Source organism: Enteroscipio rubneri (assembly GCF_963929405.1).
GTDB lineage: Bacteria > Actinomycetota > Coriobacteriia > Coriobacteriales > Eggerthellaceae > Enteroscipio > Enteroscipio rubneri.
The window spans coordinates 773,784-788,815 of the sequence record NZ_CAWVIN010000002.1 but is presented as its reverse complement, the minus strand read 5'-3'; the positions used below and the strand labels follow the sequence as shown (position 1 = coordinate 788,815).

Genomic DNA, 15,032 nt, shown 5'->3' with positions numbered 1-15,032 from the left:
AGGGAGCGACATGGAACGGAAGAACACAGACGAGTTGAAGGCGCGGTCGAGGGCCGCGTTCGACGCCCAGGCGAAGACCTATGACGCCGGAATGCAGGGGGACCATGCGCGGGGGCTCTACCGCATCGTGGCGGGCGAGGTCGTCCGGGCGTGCGGCGGCGTCGACTCGCCACGCGTGCTGGACCTGGGGTGCGGGACCGGGGCCCTTGCCGAAATCGTCCTCGACGAGATCCCGGGCTGCGCCCTCGTGGGGGTCGACCTTTCGGCGAACATGGCAGAGCGTGCGGCCGAGCGCCTCGGCGGGAGGGCGGAGGTGGTCGTGGGCGACGCGGAGCACCTCCCCTTCCATGACGGTTCCTTCGATGCGGCGTACTGCAACGACTCGTTCCACCATTACCCCGATCCGGCGCTGGCGGCGTTCCAGGTGTGGCGCGCGCTGCGACCGGGCGGCACCTTCGTGGTCGGCGACGTCTGGCAGCCGGCGCCCGCGCGCGCCGTCATGAACGCGTGGATGCCGCACTCCGCCGAGGGGGACGTGCGCATCTACTCCGAGGGCGAGATGCGGGAGATCCTCGGCACGTGGTTCGGCAGCGTGAGCTGGCGGCGGATCGGCCTCACCTCCTGCGTGGCAGTCGCGCGAAAAGACTAGCCCCTTCATACCTAAGATGGAAAAGAAGGAAAGCACCCGCCCTTGGAACAAGCCGTCCCGGTCGCGCGAATCCGCCGAGAACTACCTCAGGGCGATCCTGGAGATCCGCTCTTCGCATGGGCGATGCCGCAACGTCGACATCGCGAGGCACTTGGGCGTCTCGAGGGCGAGCGTCTCCAAGGCCCTCGTGAAGCTATCGGAGGCGGGCCTTGTCGAGGTCGTCGACCATGACGTTGGCTTCACGTCGGAGGGGAGGGCTATCGCTGAGGCGACGAGTGCGAGGCATCGTTTCTTCGAGGGGCTGCTGCGCGACGCCGGGGTCGACGCCGACGAAGCATCCAGAGATGCCTGCCGCCTGGAGCACTGTGTCTCCGCCGATTCTTTCGAGAAGCTCTATTCCCACTTGACGAGGAGTCGTCCCTCCGAGTAAAACGACGGCTGAGCGCGCCAGGGGCCCGCAAGCCTCGCGTTACTACTCGGGAGGAGTGAAAGCGAAATTTCCCCGCACGCGTGAGTTTGCAAGAGTGACACTCGCAAGTTCTCCACCAGGGGCAAGTATCATTCTTGAGTTTCGTTTTTCCGGGTGAGTTTCGTTTGAGTTCCCCCGGTTTTTCGACGGCACCTGCAAGCCACCCGCCATCACTGCCTCTCGTCGGCTTGCGGGTTTTTCGGTTCGCGTCGGCTATTTTCGGTTCCGTTCGAGTCGTTTCGGGCTCGTTCGACGCATGCCCATTTGCCATGGGGTGGCATCCTACCATACATCTACCTGCGGAAACGAAAAGGCTCCTCGATGATTCCGAGGAGCCTTTTGGGTTTTATGCTTAATTGCGGGGTCATGCGGCTTGCAGGTGCGGCGGTTCCGAAATGTCGACATCAGTCGCCATCGGAACCGTAAGAAACCGTATGAAAAACACGAACAAATGTTCCAGTACTATTCCCACTCAATCGTCCCGATCGGCTTCGGCGTGAGGTCGTAGACCACCCTGCAGATGCCGGGGACTTCGGCGAGGATCCTCGCGGTGATCTTCTTGAGCAGCGCCCAATCCAGCTCGGGGACCTCGGCGGTCATGGCATCCACCGTGTTCACCGCGCGGATGATGGCGGGCCACTCGAACGCGCGGACGCCGTCGCGGACGCCGGTGGCGCGGAAGTCGGGGACGCTCACGAAGTACTGCCAGACCTTGCCCTCGAGGCCGGCCGCGGCGAACTCGTCGCGCAGGATGGCGTCGGCTTCGCGCAGCGCCTCGAGGCGGTCGCGCGTGATGGAGCCGAGGCAGCGCACGCCCAGGCCCGGGCCCGGGAACGGCTGGCGCTCGACCATGCCCTCGGGCAGCCCGAGCTCGCGGCCGATGACGCGCACCTCGTCCTTGTACAGCAGCTTCACGGGCTCGCACAGCTCGAACTGCAGATCGTCGGGCAGACCGCCCACGTTGTGGTGCGCCTTCACGCCGTCGGACTCCAGGATGTCGGGGTAGATGGTGCCCTGCGCGAGGAAGCTCACCTCGTCGCCCACCTTGCGGGCCTCCTCCTCGAACACGCGGATGAACTCGGCGCCGATGATCTTGCGCTTCGCCTCGGGCTCGGCCACGCCGTCGAGCAGATCGAGGAAGCGCTCGGAGGCGTCGACGTACACGAGGTTCGCGTCGAGCTGGTTCTGGAACACGTCCACCACCTGTTCGCTCTCGCCTTTGCGCATGAGGCCGTGGTTCACGTGCACGCAGATGAGCTGCTTGCCGATAGCCTTGATCAAGAGCGCCGCCACCACGGACGAGTCCACGCCGCCGGACAGCGCCAGCAGCACCTTTTGGTCGCCCACCTGGGCGCGCACGGCTTCCACCTGCTCGTCGATGAACGCGCTCGCCAGCTCGGGCGTGGTGATTCGCTCCATGTCTTCAGGGCGCTTGTTGGAATCCATGCGGGGACCTCCTCGTGCTCGGTGATGTTCTGGGGGAAATTATACCGGATGGCGCAGGTTTCTCCCGATGATATGGTTGTGAGCTCGATAATTTGCAGAAAACGTGGAAGCGTGGCCGGCACCGTCCGCCTTCGGCGCTTGGACGGGCAACGGGTAGGGAAGCGCCTCTCAACAAGAAGCACATAGTGCGTGTCCGGCAAGGTTGCGCTGGAGTACAGTCAAGCTTGATAAGGAAAGGAGACGCTGCTATGGACCCGGTTTCGCTCCCTGAATGGTTCACGGCTTTCGCCGAGATCTCGGCGGTGGCGGTCGCATTGTTCCTGCCTCAATACCAGGCGCATCGCGAACGCAAAACCAGTTTCACGCGCATGCGACGCGTGACAAAGGGCATGCTCTATGCTCTTGCGCATGATCGGGCCGCATGCACGGAAAGCTGCGATCCGAGTCGGCTCGAAAGCGCAAAAGAGCTGAATCTCTACTTACAGGTGGCCTTTCTCGTTTTGAGCGATCAGCGCGAACTCGACCTAAGGGAGGAAGTTGCTCGCCTCTATCGTGCGCTTACTTCGCCGCATGCCGATATTCAGGCCATCGAACAGGAGATCGCGTTGTTGTAGTGCGAGTTCTCCATGCCTGCGGTACGGCCCTGTGCTACCATCGTCGGCATGCATTCTCCGCTGCTGAAATATGCACTCGCCGTCTTTTTGGGTGGCGCCAGCTACGGCGCCATGGGCACGGTGGCGAAGAGCGCGTTCGCCGCCGGTTTCACATGGCCTCAGACGGTCATGAGCCAGGCGCTGTTTGGCACGCTCCTGTTCGGCCTCGCGTTCGTCGGCGAGGCGGCGCGCAACCGAAGCGCGGCGCACATGAATGCCCGCAAGTTGTTCAAGCTCATGGGAACCGGCGTCGCCACCTGCATCACAGGCGTGCTGTACAGCATCGCTCTCTCGAAGCTGCCGGTGGCTGTAGCCATCACGCTTTTGTTTCAATTCACCTGGATCGGCATCGTCATTCAGGTGGTTGTCACACGCAAACCGCCTCAAGCTGCTCAGGTGGGCGCCGCGGCCGTCATCATGGCGGGTACCGTACTGGCGAGCGGGCTTCTCTCGGCTGACGTGGACTTTGCGTCGTTCGATCCGATCGGCATCGTGTGCGGGCTGCTCTCGGCGGTGACGTGCGCAGTGTTTATGTACCTGTCGGGCCATGTCGAGAACGACATGCCGGCCTTTCAGCGCGGATTCTTCATTTGCTGCGGGTCGCTCCTGGTTGGCATGGCTGTGTGTCCGGGCTATTTCCCTTCCGGCGTGCTTTTCGAGGGCATTGCGGGCTATGGCGTTCTGCTGGCAGTGACGGTGCTGTTCGTTCCCGTGCTCTTGTTCGGTATCGGCACGCCGAAACTGCCGGTGGGCGTATCCACAATCCTCGCCGCTTCGGAGCTTCCGTGCGGCATCTTCGTGTCGCTTGTCGTTCTGGGGGAAACCGTCGACGTTGTGCAGGTGGTAGGCGTGCTCGCCATCCTAGTCGGTGTGGCGATCGCTCAAGCGCCTTCGCTCAAGATGCGTCCTCGTCGCAGACGTGGAGCAGCCGTTGTAAACGACGAGCGACCAAAAAGGAAGGTTCAGTAGCCCATTTCGTGCAGGCGCGCATCGTCGATGCCGAAGTAGTGGCCTATCTCGTGCACCACCGTCTTGCCGACCTCATCCACCAGCTCCGCGCGCGAGCAGAAGCAGCGCTCGTGCGGTCCTTTGAATACGGTGATCACATCGGGCAGGTCGCCTTCGCAGCCGTCGGCGCGGTCGGGGAGGGACACGCCGTCGTACAGGCCCAAGAGTTCGTCCTTGCGCACCGATGCGCCTCGACAGCCGGGCTCGTCCAGAATGTCGAAGTGGTAATCATCGGGTTCGCTCTCTACCACAATCGCCACGTTATCGAGTGCCCGGAGGAACCGCTCGGGTATGTTCGCGAGAGCCTCCTCGACCACGGTCTCGAACTCCTCGTCGGTCATGCGGGCCATCCCCGCCTCCTGTCATCGGTCTTTTTCGCTGGGGCGAGTATACCGGATGAACTGTAGGAGAAACGCGCGGCTAGGAAGCTGCACGGTTTTTTCGCCTATGCGATCTGTTCGCTCAGCACAGTTTTTCTCTTTCGAAAGGCATGGTTGCCTACCTGGGGCTTCTCTTATCCGGAAGGTACGGTTCCCCGAATCCAAGTTGCCGACATCCAACAGCGCGCACAAACGAAAGGATCATGCGATCGCATCGCAATCGCCAATCTGCGAACCTTTTACTGTGCGTCGCACGCTAATGTGCAATCTATGGTATAGTGTGCGACACACACTAAGCGAGAAGGGAGAGGGATGCATGGATCGTGACGACATCGTGTCGAGCATGGTGCTGGAGCTTCGTCGCGGCACGCTCGTGATGCTGGTGCTCAGTCGGCTGCGCGAGCCCGCGTACGGATACGCGCTGGTGAAGTCGCTCGCCGACCACGGCATACCCATCGAGGCTAACACGTTATACCCGCTCATGCGGCGACTCGAGTCGCAGGGGCTGTTAGAAAGCAAGTGGGACCACGGTGGATCGAAACCGCGAAAGTACTACCGTACCACGTCCGAGGGCCTGCGCGTGCTGAGCGAGGTCGAGGAGCAATGGCAGGTTCTGTGCGGCGGCGTGAATGCCTTGCTGCGCGTCGCCGTAGACGGCTCCGGCGGCGAGGATGCCGGCGGAAGCGGTTACGGGCACGCTGATGAAAGTGATCGTCCTGGCAGCGTTTCCTGCTGTAGCGATGATAGTGACGGTAACGGAGGTGGAGTGCAATGACGATCCGAGATAACGATATGATCGAGCGCTACCTGTACGCCGTCACGCGGCACCTGCCTGCGAAGCAGCGCGACGACGTGGCTGAAGAACTGCGCACGCTCATCTCCGACATGCTCGAGGAGCGTTGCGGAAGCATGCCGCCTGCACAGAAGGATGTGCGCGTCGTGCTCACCGAGCTTGGAACTCCGGGCGAGATGGTTCGCAAGTACACCGCCGACGAGAACGCGTGCCTCATCGGCCAGCCGTACTACGCGCAGTATCTCTACGTGCTGAAGATCGTGCTCGCTTGCGTGGCCGGCGGCATGCTCGTAGCCGGCGCGCTGTCTCTCGCGACGGGCACGCAGGGGGGCGTTCTCGGCGGCGTGCTCGAAGGGATCGGCTCGCTCATCGCAGCGCTCGTCTTCGCTTTCGCGTTTGTCACCGCGTTGTTCGCCTTCTTCTCGCACCGCGGCATCGACGTTGAGGTGATGGGCTCGCTCGACGATCTGCCGCCCGTGCCGCGCGAGACGAGAAACCCTGCGCGTGGCGATGCAGTTGTCGGCATCGTATTCTCTATCGTCGGTGCCGTCGTGCTCTTGCTGTTCCCCGATGTATTGAACGCGCTCAGCCACCGCAGTGACGGTATGCGGCTCGAACCCTTCAACGCCGAGGCCATCCGTGCGTCGGCGTGGGTCATCATAGCTTGGACGGTCGTGTGCGTCGGCGCCGAAAGCTTCAAGTTGGTGGAAGGCCGTTACACGAAGCGCCTGCTGGCGGTCACGCTCGTCAGCGATCTTGTGGTCGCAGTGCTCGCCGTCTTCTGGCTAACGAATTTCCATCTGGTTGACGCTCAAGCAATCGTTCAGGCGATGCAGTCATCGGGCCTCGCGTTGGAGGGGCCGGTTCTTTGGGCGGTGTCGAATGTGCAGGTGGCGTTCTGCGGCTTCATTGTGGTTGCGCTCGTCATCGACGCAGTCGACTCCATCGTTAAAACCGCGAGGAACAGCCGAATCTAAGCCGGCAGCCGAGTCTACCCACCATGCGAGGAAGGGGCGCCAGGCCCCTTCCTCATGCGTCCCGACCATCTTTTTTGCTCATGAAGAACCCCTAGATTGCGTCGTCGCGCAGGGCCTCCACGATGCTGCCGGCGCGAGCACGAGCGAGCGCGTAGGCAACGCTGAGCGCCAGCACCGCGAGCACTACGCCCACTGCGGCTCCGACGTAGGACCATGGTAGCGAGAACGTCGTGCCCGCGAACGTCATCGCGGTCGCCTGATGTAGCGCCCATGCTACCGCCGCAGCCGCCGCAAGGCCGATAAGCAGACCCCGCACGGCATAACTTACACATTCATAGGTGAGCATCCGGGCGAACGCGCGGTTGCCCATACCCACCGACTTCAGCACCGCGAACTCCCGCGTACGCAGGATGATGCTGTTCGCCAGCGTGTTGAACACGTTCGCCACTGCAATGAGGGCCATGATGATGGAGAAGCACATCACGAACAGTTGCACGGCCTGCATCACGAGGCGGTCCTGGCGGGCGCTCTCTGCGAGGTCGCTCACGTTGATGGAGACGCCTTCGAAGCCTGCAGCCATCTTCTTCAGCTCTTCGGCGGCCTTCGCGTGATCGGAGGCCTTGAACGAGAAGCCCGCGAACGAGTACGTGAATGGGCTGGTCTGGTAGTCGCCATTGAATGCTGCAGCGCTTTCGGGCAGGATGAGCGCGGGGAACTGTCCGCTTGCACCGACGGCGCCGAGAGCGTCTGGCTCCTCATCTGCGAGCGCGCCTACCTCGATCGGGATCGGCGTCGCAACATCATCGAGCGGAACCGTCTGCGCAGGAGCTTTAGGATCCACCACGTTCATGTAGGATACGAGCGGTCCTTCGGCGCTGTCGAGAATGCCCATGAAAGCGAATCCTTCGGGGCGGTCGATGGCGTAAAGGTCGATGCTTCCCGTGCTCGCGAACGGCACGGCCGACACGTAGGTCCCATCCATGAGCGTCTCCTGAAACGTGTTGAGTCCGAGAGCGCGCACGTTGTCCGGGTTGGTGTACTCGATTTCGTCAAGACCGAGCTCGGCCACGAGTGCGCGCCAGGAAGCGTCATCGAGGTAGAACAGCGATACAGAGCCGTAATAGTCGCCTTGCTCGCCGAAACTCGGGGGCACGAAATCTGCGTTGCGCTCGGCATCGATGCGCTCGCGCACGCCTTTCGCCTCGGGCGTGATCATGGTGGCGGGGATGATGCCCTCAGCTTGACCTTGCCGCGTTGAGCCGAGGAACTCGAGTCCCTCGATACTGCGCGTCTCGTCAAGGAATCGATCGAGGTCTTCACCGTGATCCGACAGATCGTCGACCATGCCGGTGGCTGTCGGCTCGACATGGGCAGATACGATGATGTCGGCTTCGCTTGCCGCACCGCCGCGGCCCGCGCGGTCGGCAATGGGGGACATCGCGGCCGCCAGGCTGCCGGTGGCAACGATAAGCACGACGCTCACGGCAAGGGAAGCGACCACGGTGCGTCCGCGGGATGCCGAGCGGGAGAGGTTGCGGTGCGCCACGAAGCCCGGCACGCCGAAGATCCGGCCAGCGAAACCGAGTTTGACGAGATTTCCAGACGATGCTCCTGCAGCCGAGCTGCGTATGGCGTGTTTGGACAGGCGCACGTCCTGCGTCTGGCGGATGGCATCGACGGCTGATACGCGGCTTGCTCGTAGGGCCGGTACCCAGGCACTGACCGCGAGCGTTGCGAACGAGAGCGCCGCGGCGGCGGCCAGCATAAGCGGGTCCACCTGCACGGGTACGCCGCTTCCGGAGCCGACGATCGAAACGAACGCTTCCTGCGACACGGCGAAAGCACCAGCTGTCCCAGCCACGCCGAGCGCGAGCCCCAGCGGCACGCCCACGATCCCCAGCACGAGCGCCTCGGTCACCACCGTGCGCCTAAGCTGTCGTTTCGACGCTCCGAGTGAAGCAAGGAGACCGAACTGGCGCGTGCGTTCCGCCACCGAGATGGCGAAGGCGTTGTAGATGAGCGACACCGATGCCACGACGATCACGAGCGCGAGTACGGCCGCGATGGACCAGAGCGTCCCCCAGATGGGCCGGTCATCTGATACGCCGAGATAGCGAAAGATGTTCGTGTGGAAATGCGTCGAGGCATCGTTTTCCACGCCGGTGGCCTCGACCATGAGCGCCTGCATGTCCTCCAGGCTGCCGATGCCCTGCGTGCGCACGTAGGCGCCCGTGAGTGCACCTTCTGTTTCGTCAGGGGTCGTGAGCGCCACGATAGAGGAGTACGCTGCGGTGAAATTGTTGCCCGTGAAAGGAGACTGGCGTTCGTAGAATCCCACCACCCGGTACGTCCGCTCGGACACGTCGCCCAGTTCTTCGTTCACCGTGCCGGTGCCCTGTTCGACGGAGTGTAGCCATTCGTCGACGCTGCTCAACACGACGGGCTCGCCGCTTCCGTTATCGTACAGGCGTGTTCCCAGATCGAGCGAGAGCATGCTTCCCACGGCAAGAGGTCCGCTTGTCCGCGCTCCGCCTTCGCCGTCAGCGCCCAGCTCTGCGCCGCGCGCGTAGTCTGGAAGTACGATCTCGTCCGCCGCTTCGGGCATGCGCCCTTCCACGAGTTCGGGCATGATGGCGAGCGGCTGGTTGTCCGGATTGAACGAACCTTTTGCCTCCTCGGGCAGCGTGCGCACCGCCACGAACTCGCCGTAGGTGTACGACTCCACCTCCGAGAGTCTGGCTGAGCCCAGCTCTTCGAACGTCGCGATGTCGCTTGTCCGACCGTCGGCTTCAAGTGCGTTCAGCGCCTCGTCGGATACATCGGTGGTGAAGATGTGCCACGATCCCTCGTCAGCAACGGTGCGCTCCAAGAGCGCCGCCTGCATGCTGCCGACGCTTGTTAGCACGGCGGTCATAAGCGCTGTGGAAAGCGCGATGCCCGCCACGGTGACGGCGGTGCGCACGCGGTTTCTGGCGAGCGACCGCAGTGTGAAGCGCGTGAAGATGCCCATGCTAGCGCCGCCTCTCGTCGGAGGCGACGCACCCGTCCTCGATGGCGATCACGCGATCGGCCGTGCAGGCGATGTCCTCATCATGGGTGATGACGACGAGCGTTTGGTTGAAATGGCGGTTCGAATCGCGCAGAAGCGCCATGATCTCAAGAGAGTTGCGCGAGTCGAGGTTGCCGGTGGGCTCGTCGGCGAGCACCACGGCAGGCGCGTTCATGAGCGCGCGCCCGATGGCCACGCGCTGCTGCTGGCCGCCGGAGAGCTGGTTGGGCAGAAAGCCCTCATGGCCGCGCAGCCCCAGGCCGTCGAGCAGCGTGCGCAAGCGCTCCTCGTTGACAGGTCGGCCGTCCATGAGCACGGGTAGCGTCATGTTCTCCACCACGTTGAGCACGGGAATGAGATTGTAGAACTGGTAGACCAGTCCCACTTCGCGCCGTCGAAGCACCGCGAGCTCCTCGTCGGAGCGCGCATACACATCGGCGCCGGCCAGGCGCACGGTGCCCGACGTGGGGCGGTCGACGCCGCCCATGAGGTGCAGCAGCGTCGACTTGCCGGAACCCGACGAGCCCACGATGGCCGCGAATTCGCCCTGGGCAATGGAGAGCGATACGTTGTCGAGCGCCTTGAGCGCCGTCGCGCCCTGCCCGTACACCTTCGTCAGATGCTCGACCGTGAGGATGTCCATAGGTTTCTGCCTTTCTCGCTTGAGCCTCTACGGACAGTGTCCCATCGCGCGGTTGCACCGGCATGAAACCCGCATTACGAAATTGTCATCTTGAACCTCGCTGAAGTTCCGCGCGTTATACCACCATCTTGGGAAACGTGAAGTCGAACTGCGCGCCGCCGGTCGCACGGTCGTTTCCGGCGCGCAGCGTGCCGCCTTGCGCGGCGACAAGCGAACGGGCGAGAGAGAGTCCGATACCGAAGCCCTCGGAGCCTGCCCCGCGGTAGAAGCGTTCGAACAGGTGCGGCACGTCCTCGGGTGTGATGCCGGGGCCCGTGTCGGTCACGCGCAGCCTGAGCGCCACCGCGTCCTCCGAGGCGCTCAGGCGCACCGTGCCGCCGGCGGGCGTGTGCTCCAGACAGTTCTTCAGCACGTTGCCAAGCGCCTCGGCCGACCAGGCGGCATCCCCCGTGAACGACGCCCCCGGCGCCACGTCCACCTCGCAGGCCACGCCGCGTAGGTCGAACGCGCCTGCTAGCGGAGCGAGCGCGTCGCGTACGAGGCGCTCCACGTCCACGGGCGCGGCCTGCACGCGGATGGCCCCGGCGTCGGCCTTCGCCAGTTTGAGGAGCGTGGTCACGAGCCACCCCACACGCTCCACGAGCGTCTCTAGCTCGCGCAGGGCGCGCGTGCGCTCGGCGTGGCCCGCAGCGTCCTCGATGGCGGGCACCAGGAGGCCGATCGCCGTGAGCGGCGTTCTTATCTGGTGCGACACGTCGGCGAGCGCATCGGCGAGCGCGGCCTTCTCCTTCCCGAGGCGCTCGGTGGCCCCCGCGAGCGCGGCCGTCATCTTCGCCAGCTCGTTCTTGAGCACGGCCACGTCTCCCTCGCGGTAGTCCGCGAAATCGATGCGCCGGCCGCCGTGCAGCACCTCGTCCACCTCGGCGGCCAGGCGCGCAATCTCGCGGTAGCGCCGGGTTGAAAATGCGGCGAAGAGGGCGCAGGCAAGGGCGAGGGACGTCAGCGCCGCAAGCCCCGCGCCCGGCCCGGCGAGTGCCCATGCGAGCGCGTCAACGACGCCGAGCGCAGCCGCCAGCACGGCGAGCTCCACCGCGAAGGAGCGATTGCGCAGAAGGCTCATCGTGCGCCTCCTTCCTCGACGGGGCCCGCCTTGTATCCCAAGCCGCGCATCGTGAGCACGAGCTTGGGGTCGGCCGGGTCGTCCTCGATCTTGTCGCGCAGGCGCTTCACGTACACGTTTAACGTGTTGTCACTCACATACTCGCCGGCGCTGTCCCAGATGGCGTTGCGCACATGCTCGCGCGTGACCAGACGACCCTGGCTCTGCGCGAACAGCAGAAGCAGCCGATACTCCAACGCGGTCAGCTGCACCTCGCGTCCCGCTTTGCGCACGACGGCGGCCGTTGGATCCACTTCCACGTCTCCCAGGTGCAGGGTCGCAGACGATCCCGATGTGCGGCGCAGGACGCTCTTGATGCGCGAGAGCAGCTCGCGGGCGCGGAAGGGTTTGGCGATGTAGTCGTCGGCGCCCATATCGAGGCCGGCCACGGTGCTGTATTCGTCGTCCGAGGCCGTAAGGAATATCACGGCCGGCGCGGGTTCGACCGCCTTCGCTGCCGCGCACACGGCGAACCCGTTGCCCTGCGCGAGTGATACGTCGACGAGCGCGAGGTCAAACCGTGCGCTCGTCAAGAGCGTCGCGGCTGCGCCTTGTCCGTCGGCATGCTCCGTTTCGTATCCCTCCCGATGCAAGAGGTCGGTCAAGCTGGCCACGATTGCTGCGTCGTCTTCCACGATGAGTATGCGCATGTGCTCGGCTCCTTCTCCTGCGGACGTTTGCGAACACGGTAGCAGAAAAAGCGTGGCCGCGCAGACAAGGAACAGCTGAAGGCAAGATCTTCGGAATGGGGCAGGCAGGGAGGTTCGCTCTTGCGCCCGATACGGATGTCGAAGGAGCGCGTCTAGCGCTGCGGGTTGAAGACCCGGTCGACGAGCGGCATTGCGATGTAGGAAACGAGCGCGCCGATGAGCGCTCCCAGGGCGTCCACGAGCCAAAGTACCGGCACTGCGGCGAAGTCGGAAGTGCCCAGCGCGAGTTCGCCGATGATGGCGGCTAAGCCTGTGAGCGCGAACGCCATGATGCAGGCGCGCTTGAGGGGCACATGCTGCCACAGCGCGTTCGTCAAGAGGAACGTCAGCAGGAAGGTGGCGAACAGGCGGGGAATGGCAGGCCACAAAACAACGACCGCTCCAGCCCAGACGAGAGCGATGCTCCAGCGCGCGATCATGAGCGCCTGTCGCGTTTTCGGGCGGATGGGCCGATCGGCGGGTGTTTCAGTTGTTTTTCGCGTGTCCATGCGGATCAGCCTAACAAAGAGCGGACGCAGCGCGATCTTGGTTCGCGAGCAGTCGCGCAACCGTTGCCGACTCATCGGCGCGATGTTACCGTGCGCAGAGTGGGATGCATCCGACATATATACCGCAATGAGTGTCAAGAGCAAACTTCGCCCTGTATCGAAGGGCGAAGGAAGTATCGTTCCGACTTCTTGCGCCACTGCAAATCACACCCTGCAGCGCCGACTTCCCAAGCTGGCTGCCGCCTGGCGAAAACGCCAGGCTAGCGTTCCCGTCTGGCCAAACGTGCGATGCCGCCCCTGGGCGGCATCGCAGCGGTTTATCAACAGCCGGACCCTTGTGGCCCGCTACTTTCTCACGTTCATGGCGCGCATGGCGTTGAGGATGGCGATCACGGCCACGCCCACGTCGGCGAACACGGCCAGCCACATGTTGGCGATGCCCACCGCCGCCAGGATCAGCACGAGGAACTTCACGCCGAGGGCGAACACGATGTTCTGCCACACGATGCCCATGGTCTTGCGGGCGATGCCGATCGCCCGCGCGATGTTGGACGGCTTGTCGTCCATGAGCACGACGTCGGCCGCCTCGATGGCCGCGTCCGAGCCCATCGCGCCCATGGCGATGCCGATGTCGGCGCGGGTGAGCACGGGCGCGTCGTTGATGCCGTCGCCCACGAACGCCAGCTTGCCCTTCCCGGCGCCCCTCTCGTGCGTCTCCTCGAGGAGCTTCTCCACTTCCGCCACCTTGTCCTGGGGCAGAAGCTGCGCGCGGAACTCGTCGATGCCCAGCTCCTTCGCCACGGCGGCGGCCACGTCGGCGCGGTCGCCCGTCAGCATGACGGTCTTCTTCACGCCGGCCGCGCGCAAGGCGGCGACGGCCTCGGCCGCGTCGGGCTTCACGACGTCGGCGATGACGATGTGGCCGATGTAGTCGCCGTCGAGCGACACGTGCAGGATGGTGCCGGTCAGCTCGCAGTCGCGGCAGCCCACGCCGCACTCGCTCATGAGCTTGTCGTTGCCTACGAGCACCACGTGCTCGTCGATGCGCGCCCGCACGCCGTGGCCGCTCTGCTCCTGCACGTCGTCGATGCGCTGCTGATCGAGGGGGCCCGAGTAGGCCGCGCGAACCGACAGGGCGATCGGGTGGTTCGAGTACGCCTCGGCGTGCGCCGCGATGGACAGCAGCCGGTCGGGGTCGATGCCGGAGGCGGGGTGCACGGCAACCACGTTGAACGAGCCGTCGGTGAGCGTGCCGGTCTTGTCGAACACGACCGTCTCGGTGCCGGCGAGCGTCTCCAGGTAGTTGCTGCCCTTTACGAGGATGCCGAGGCGCGAGGCGCCGCCGATTCCGCCGAAGAACGATAAGGGCACACTGATGACGAGCGCGCAGGGGCACGACACCACGAGGAAGATCAGCCCGCGCTGCACCCAGTCGGACCAGCTCTGGCCCAGCACGAGCGGCGGCACGACGGCCAGCAGCACCGCGATGCCGACGACCGCCGGGGTGTAGTAGCGCGCGAAGCGGGTGATGAAGTTCTCGGTCTTGGCCTTCTTCTCGGCTGCGTTCTCCACGAGCTCGAGGATGCGACTCACGGTGGACTCGCCGAAGGGCTTGGTCGCGCGCACGGTGATGAGGCCGGTCATGTTGACGCAGCCCGAGATGATCTCATCGCCTTCGCGCACCTCGCGCGGCACCGACTCGCCGGTGAGGGCCGCGGTGTCGAGCTGCGACGTGCCGCTCACCACCACGCCGTCGAGCGGGACGCGCTCGCCGGCTTTGACGACGATCTCGTCGCCCACGGCCACCTCGTAGGGGTCCACCTGCACGAGCCGCCCGTCGCGCTCCACGTTGGCGAAGTCGGGCGCGATGTCCATCATGTCGGCGATGGACTTGCGCGATTTACCCACGGCGTAGCTTTGGAACAGCTCGCCCACCTGGTAGAACAGCATAACGGCCGCGCCTTCGGCCATGTGCGGGTCGCTGTCGGGGAACAGCACCAGCGCGAAGGCGCCGATGGTGGCCACGCTCATGAGGAAGTTCTCGTCGAACACCTGGCCGTGGCCGATGTTCTTCGCCGCGCGCAGCAGCACGTCGTAGCCGGCGATGAGGTAGGGGACAAGGAACAGCGCGAACTCCACCCACAGCGCAGTCGTCTCGCTACCGAGCCACGTCGACAGCGGAAGCAGCTCCGCCACGACGTACACGACGACGAACAGCGCGATGGCGAGGACGATGCGGTTCCTCGTGCGTTTCTGTTTCTTGTTCATGATCTCCAACCTTGTTTTTCGTATGGTTCGGGAAAGGGCGCGCCGCAGCGTCGGACTGTTTCACGTGAAACATCCGTTCGCGGTCTTGCAGGACGACGCTTCGATTGTCAGCGGGCGGTTAGCGCAGGATGACGCAGTCCGGCTCGATCTTGCGGCACGCGCGCTCGGCCTCGTCGAGCACCGCCTCGAAGCGGTCGTCGTCGGCTTCCAGCACGAGCTTCTGCGTCATGAAGCTGACCGTGGCGCTTTTTACGCCGTCGATGTTCGAGATGGCGTTCTCCATCTTGGCCGCGCAGTTCGCGCAGTCGAGGTCTTGGAGCTTGAAGGCTTTGCGCATAGT

Annotated in this window: 15 protein-coding genes; 6 read left to right on the top strand and 9 right to left on the bottom strand. The window is 64.2% G+C overall.

The annotated features are described in order from the left end of the window. Positions 1-10 precede the first annotated feature (10 nt). Positions 11-649 carry a class I SAM-dependent methyltransferase gene (locus ABGT83_RS06925; RefSeq protein WP_346686628.1) on the top strand — a complete coding sequence of 213 codons (639 nt, stop codon included), beginning with the start codon at positions 11-13 and terminating at the stop codon, positions 647-649. A gap of 16 nt (positions 650-665) precedes the next feature. Beyond that, complete coding sequence (locus ABGT83_RS06920; protein ID WP_013979901.1) at positions 666-1,079, top strand: metal-dependent transcriptional regulator; 414 nt, start codon at positions 666-668, stop codon at positions 1,077-1,079. A 501-nt stretch (positions 1,080-1,580) separates the two neighbouring features. Here ABGT83_RS06920 and guaA read toward each other — a convergent pair. Beyond that, a complete protein-coding gene (gene guaA, locus ABGT83_RS06915; protein ID WP_103264543.1) occupies positions 1,581-2,564 on the bottom strand; it encodes a glutamine-hydrolyzing GMP synthase in 984 nt (327 codons plus the stop codon). 248 nt (positions 2,565-2,812) lie between these two features. Between guaA and ABGT83_RS06910 the strand changes: the two genes are divergently transcribed. Both ABGT83_RS06910 and ABGT83_RS06905 read left to right on the top strand, forming a co-directional pair. After that, entirely contained in the window at positions 2,813-3,178 is a 366-nt protein-coding gene (locus ABGT83_RS06910; protein WP_346686626.1) for a transcriptional regulator, read from the top strand. A 12-nt stretch (positions 3,179-3,190) separates the two neighbouring features. Continuing rightward, the gene (locus ABGT83_RS06905; protein WP_346686624.1) at positions 3,191-4,186 is read left to right on the top strand and encodes a DMT family transporter; all 996 of its coding nucleotides are present in this window, start codon (positions 3,191-3,193) and stop codon (positions 4,184-4,186) included. On the opposite strand, the gene ABGT83_RS06900 is transcribed toward ABGT83_RS06905, so the two are convergent. Then, positions 4,180-4,575, bottom strand: a complete 396-nt coding sequence (locus ABGT83_RS06900; protein ID WP_346686623.1) for a metallopeptidase family protein — start codon at positions 4,573-4,575, stop codon at positions 4,180-4,182. The two genes, ABGT83_RS06905 and ABGT83_RS06900, sit on opposite strands and share 7 nt — an antisense overlap. Positions 4,576-4,921: 346 nt before the next feature. On the opposite strand from ABGT83_RS06900, the gene ABGT83_RS06895 reads away from it, so the two are divergent. Both ABGT83_RS06895 and ABGT83_RS06890 read left to right on the top strand, forming a co-directional pair. Beyond that, the gene (locus ABGT83_RS06895) at positions 4,922-5,380 is read left to right on the top strand and encodes a PadR family transcriptional regulator (protein WP_346686622.1); all 459 of its coding nucleotides are present in this window, start codon (positions 4,922-4,924) and stop codon (positions 5,378-5,380) included. Further along, positions 5,377-6,375, top strand: a complete 999-nt coding sequence (locus ABGT83_RS06890; RefSeq protein ID WP_103264547.1) for an HAAS signaling domain-containing protein — start codon at positions 5,377-5,379, stop codon at positions 6,373-6,375. Before ABGT83_RS06895 ends, ABGT83_RS06890 begins: the two co-directional genes overlap by 4 nt. Before the next feature lie 91 nt (positions 6,376-6,466). On the opposite strand, the gene ABGT83_RS06885 is transcribed toward ABGT83_RS06890, so the two are convergent. The 7 genes from ABGT83_RS06885 to ABGT83_RS06855 form a co-directional block, all read right to left on the bottom strand. Continuing rightward, the gene (locus tag ABGT83_RS06885; protein ID WP_346686619.1) at positions 6,467-9,385 is read right to left on the bottom strand and encodes an ABC transporter permease; all 2,919 of its coding nucleotides are present in this window, start codon (positions 9,383-9,385) and stop codon (positions 6,467-6,469) included. A gap of 1 nt (position 9,386) precedes the next feature. Continuing rightward, positions 9,387-10,067, bottom strand: coding sequence for an ABC transporter ATP-binding protein (locus ABGT83_RS06880; RefSeq protein ID WP_346686617.1), 681 nt, complete (start codon positions 10,065-10,067; stop codon positions 9,387-9,389). Between the two features lie 115 nt (positions 10,068-10,182). Next, the gene (locus tag ABGT83_RS06875) at positions 10,183-11,187 is read right to left on the bottom strand and encodes a sensor histidine kinase (RefSeq protein WP_346686615.1); all 1,005 of its coding nucleotides are present in this window, start codon (positions 11,185-11,187) and stop codon (positions 10,183-10,185) included. Continuing rightward, a complete protein-coding gene (locus ABGT83_RS06870) occupies positions 11,184-11,876 on the bottom strand; it encodes a response regulator transcription factor (RefSeq protein ID WP_103264551.1) in 693 nt (230 codons plus the stop codon). Before ABGT83_RS06870 ends, ABGT83_RS06875 begins: the two co-directional genes overlap by 4 nt. A gap of 152 nt (positions 11,877-12,028) precedes the next feature. Continuing rightward, a complete protein-coding gene (locus tag ABGT83_RS06865; RefSeq protein ID WP_129588472.1) occupies positions 12,029-12,424 on the bottom strand; it encodes a hypothetical protein in 396 nt (131 codons plus the stop codon). A gap of 345 nt (positions 12,425-12,769) precedes the next feature. Next, positions 12,770-14,692: a heavy metal translocating P-type ATPase gene (locus ABGT83_RS06860; RefSeq protein WP_346686614.1), complete on the bottom strand. Its 1,923-nt coding sequence runs from the start codon at positions 14,690-14,692 to the stop codon at positions 12,770-12,772. A gap of 118 nt (positions 14,693-14,810) precedes the next feature. After that, positions 14,811-15,029 (bottom strand): cation transporter, encoded by a 219-nt coding sequence (locus ABGT83_RS06855; RefSeq protein WP_087189829.1) that lies wholly within the window; start codon positions 15,027-15,029, stop codon positions 14,811-14,813. Positions 15,030-15,032: the final 3 nt, after the last annotated feature.

Coding starts and splice junctions, on each gene's coding strand:
- ABGT83_RS06925 (WP_346686628.1), top strand. CDS start 11: ATGGAACGGAAGAACACAGACGAGTTGAAGGCGCGGTCGAGGGCCGCG.
- ABGT83_RS06920 (WP_013979901.1), top strand. CDS start 666: ATGGAAAAGAAGGAAAGCACCCGCCCTTGGAACAAGCCGTCCCGGTCG.
- guaA (WP_103264543.1), bottom strand. CDS start 2,564: ATGGATTCCAACAAGCGCCCTGAAGACATGGAGCGAATCACCACGCCC.
- ABGT83_RS06910 (WP_346686626.1), top strand. CDS start 2,813: ATGGACCCGGTTTCGCTCCCTGAATGGTTCACGGCTTTCGCCGAGATC.
- ABGT83_RS06905 (WP_346686624.1), top strand. CDS start 3,191: ATGCCTGCGGTACGGCCCTGTGCTACCATCGTCGGCATGCATTCTCCG.
- ABGT83_RS06900 (WP_346686623.1), bottom strand. CDS start 4,575: ATGGCCCGCATGACCGACGAGGAGTTCGAGACCGTGGTCGAGGAGGCT.
- ABGT83_RS06895 (WP_346686622.1), top strand. CDS start 4,922: ATGGATCGTGACGACATCGTGTCGAGCATGGTGCTGGAGCTTCGTCGC.
- ABGT83_RS06890 (WP_103264547.1), top strand. CDS start 5,377: ATGACGATCCGAGATAACGATATGATCGAGCGCTACCTGTACGCCGTC.
- ABGT83_RS06885 (WP_346686619.1), bottom strand. CDS start 9,385: ATGGGCATCTTCACGCGCTTCACACTGCGGTCGCTCGCCAGAAACCGC.
- ABGT83_RS06880 (WP_346686617.1), bottom strand. CDS start 10,067: ATGGACATCCTCACGGTCGAGCATCTGACGAAGGTGTACGGGCAGGGC.
- ABGT83_RS06875 (WP_346686615.1), bottom strand. CDS start 11,187: ATGAGCCTTCTGCGCAATCGCTCCTTCGCGGTGGAGCTCGCCGTGCTG.
- ABGT83_RS06870 (WP_103264551.1), bottom strand. CDS start 11,876: ATGCGCATACTCATCGTGGAAGACGACGCAGCAATCGTGGCCAGCTTG.
- ABGT83_RS06865 (WP_129588472.1), bottom strand. CDS start 12,424: ATGGACACGCGAAAAACAACTGAAACACCCGCCGATCGGCCCATCCGC.
- ABGT83_RS06860 (WP_346686614.1), bottom strand. CDS start 14,692: ATGAACAAGAAACAGAAACGCACGAGGAACCGCATCGTCCTCGCCATC.
- ABGT83_RS06855 (WP_087189829.1), bottom strand. CDS start 15,029: ATGCGCAAAGCCTTCAAGCTCCAAGACCTCGACTGCGCGAACTGCGCG.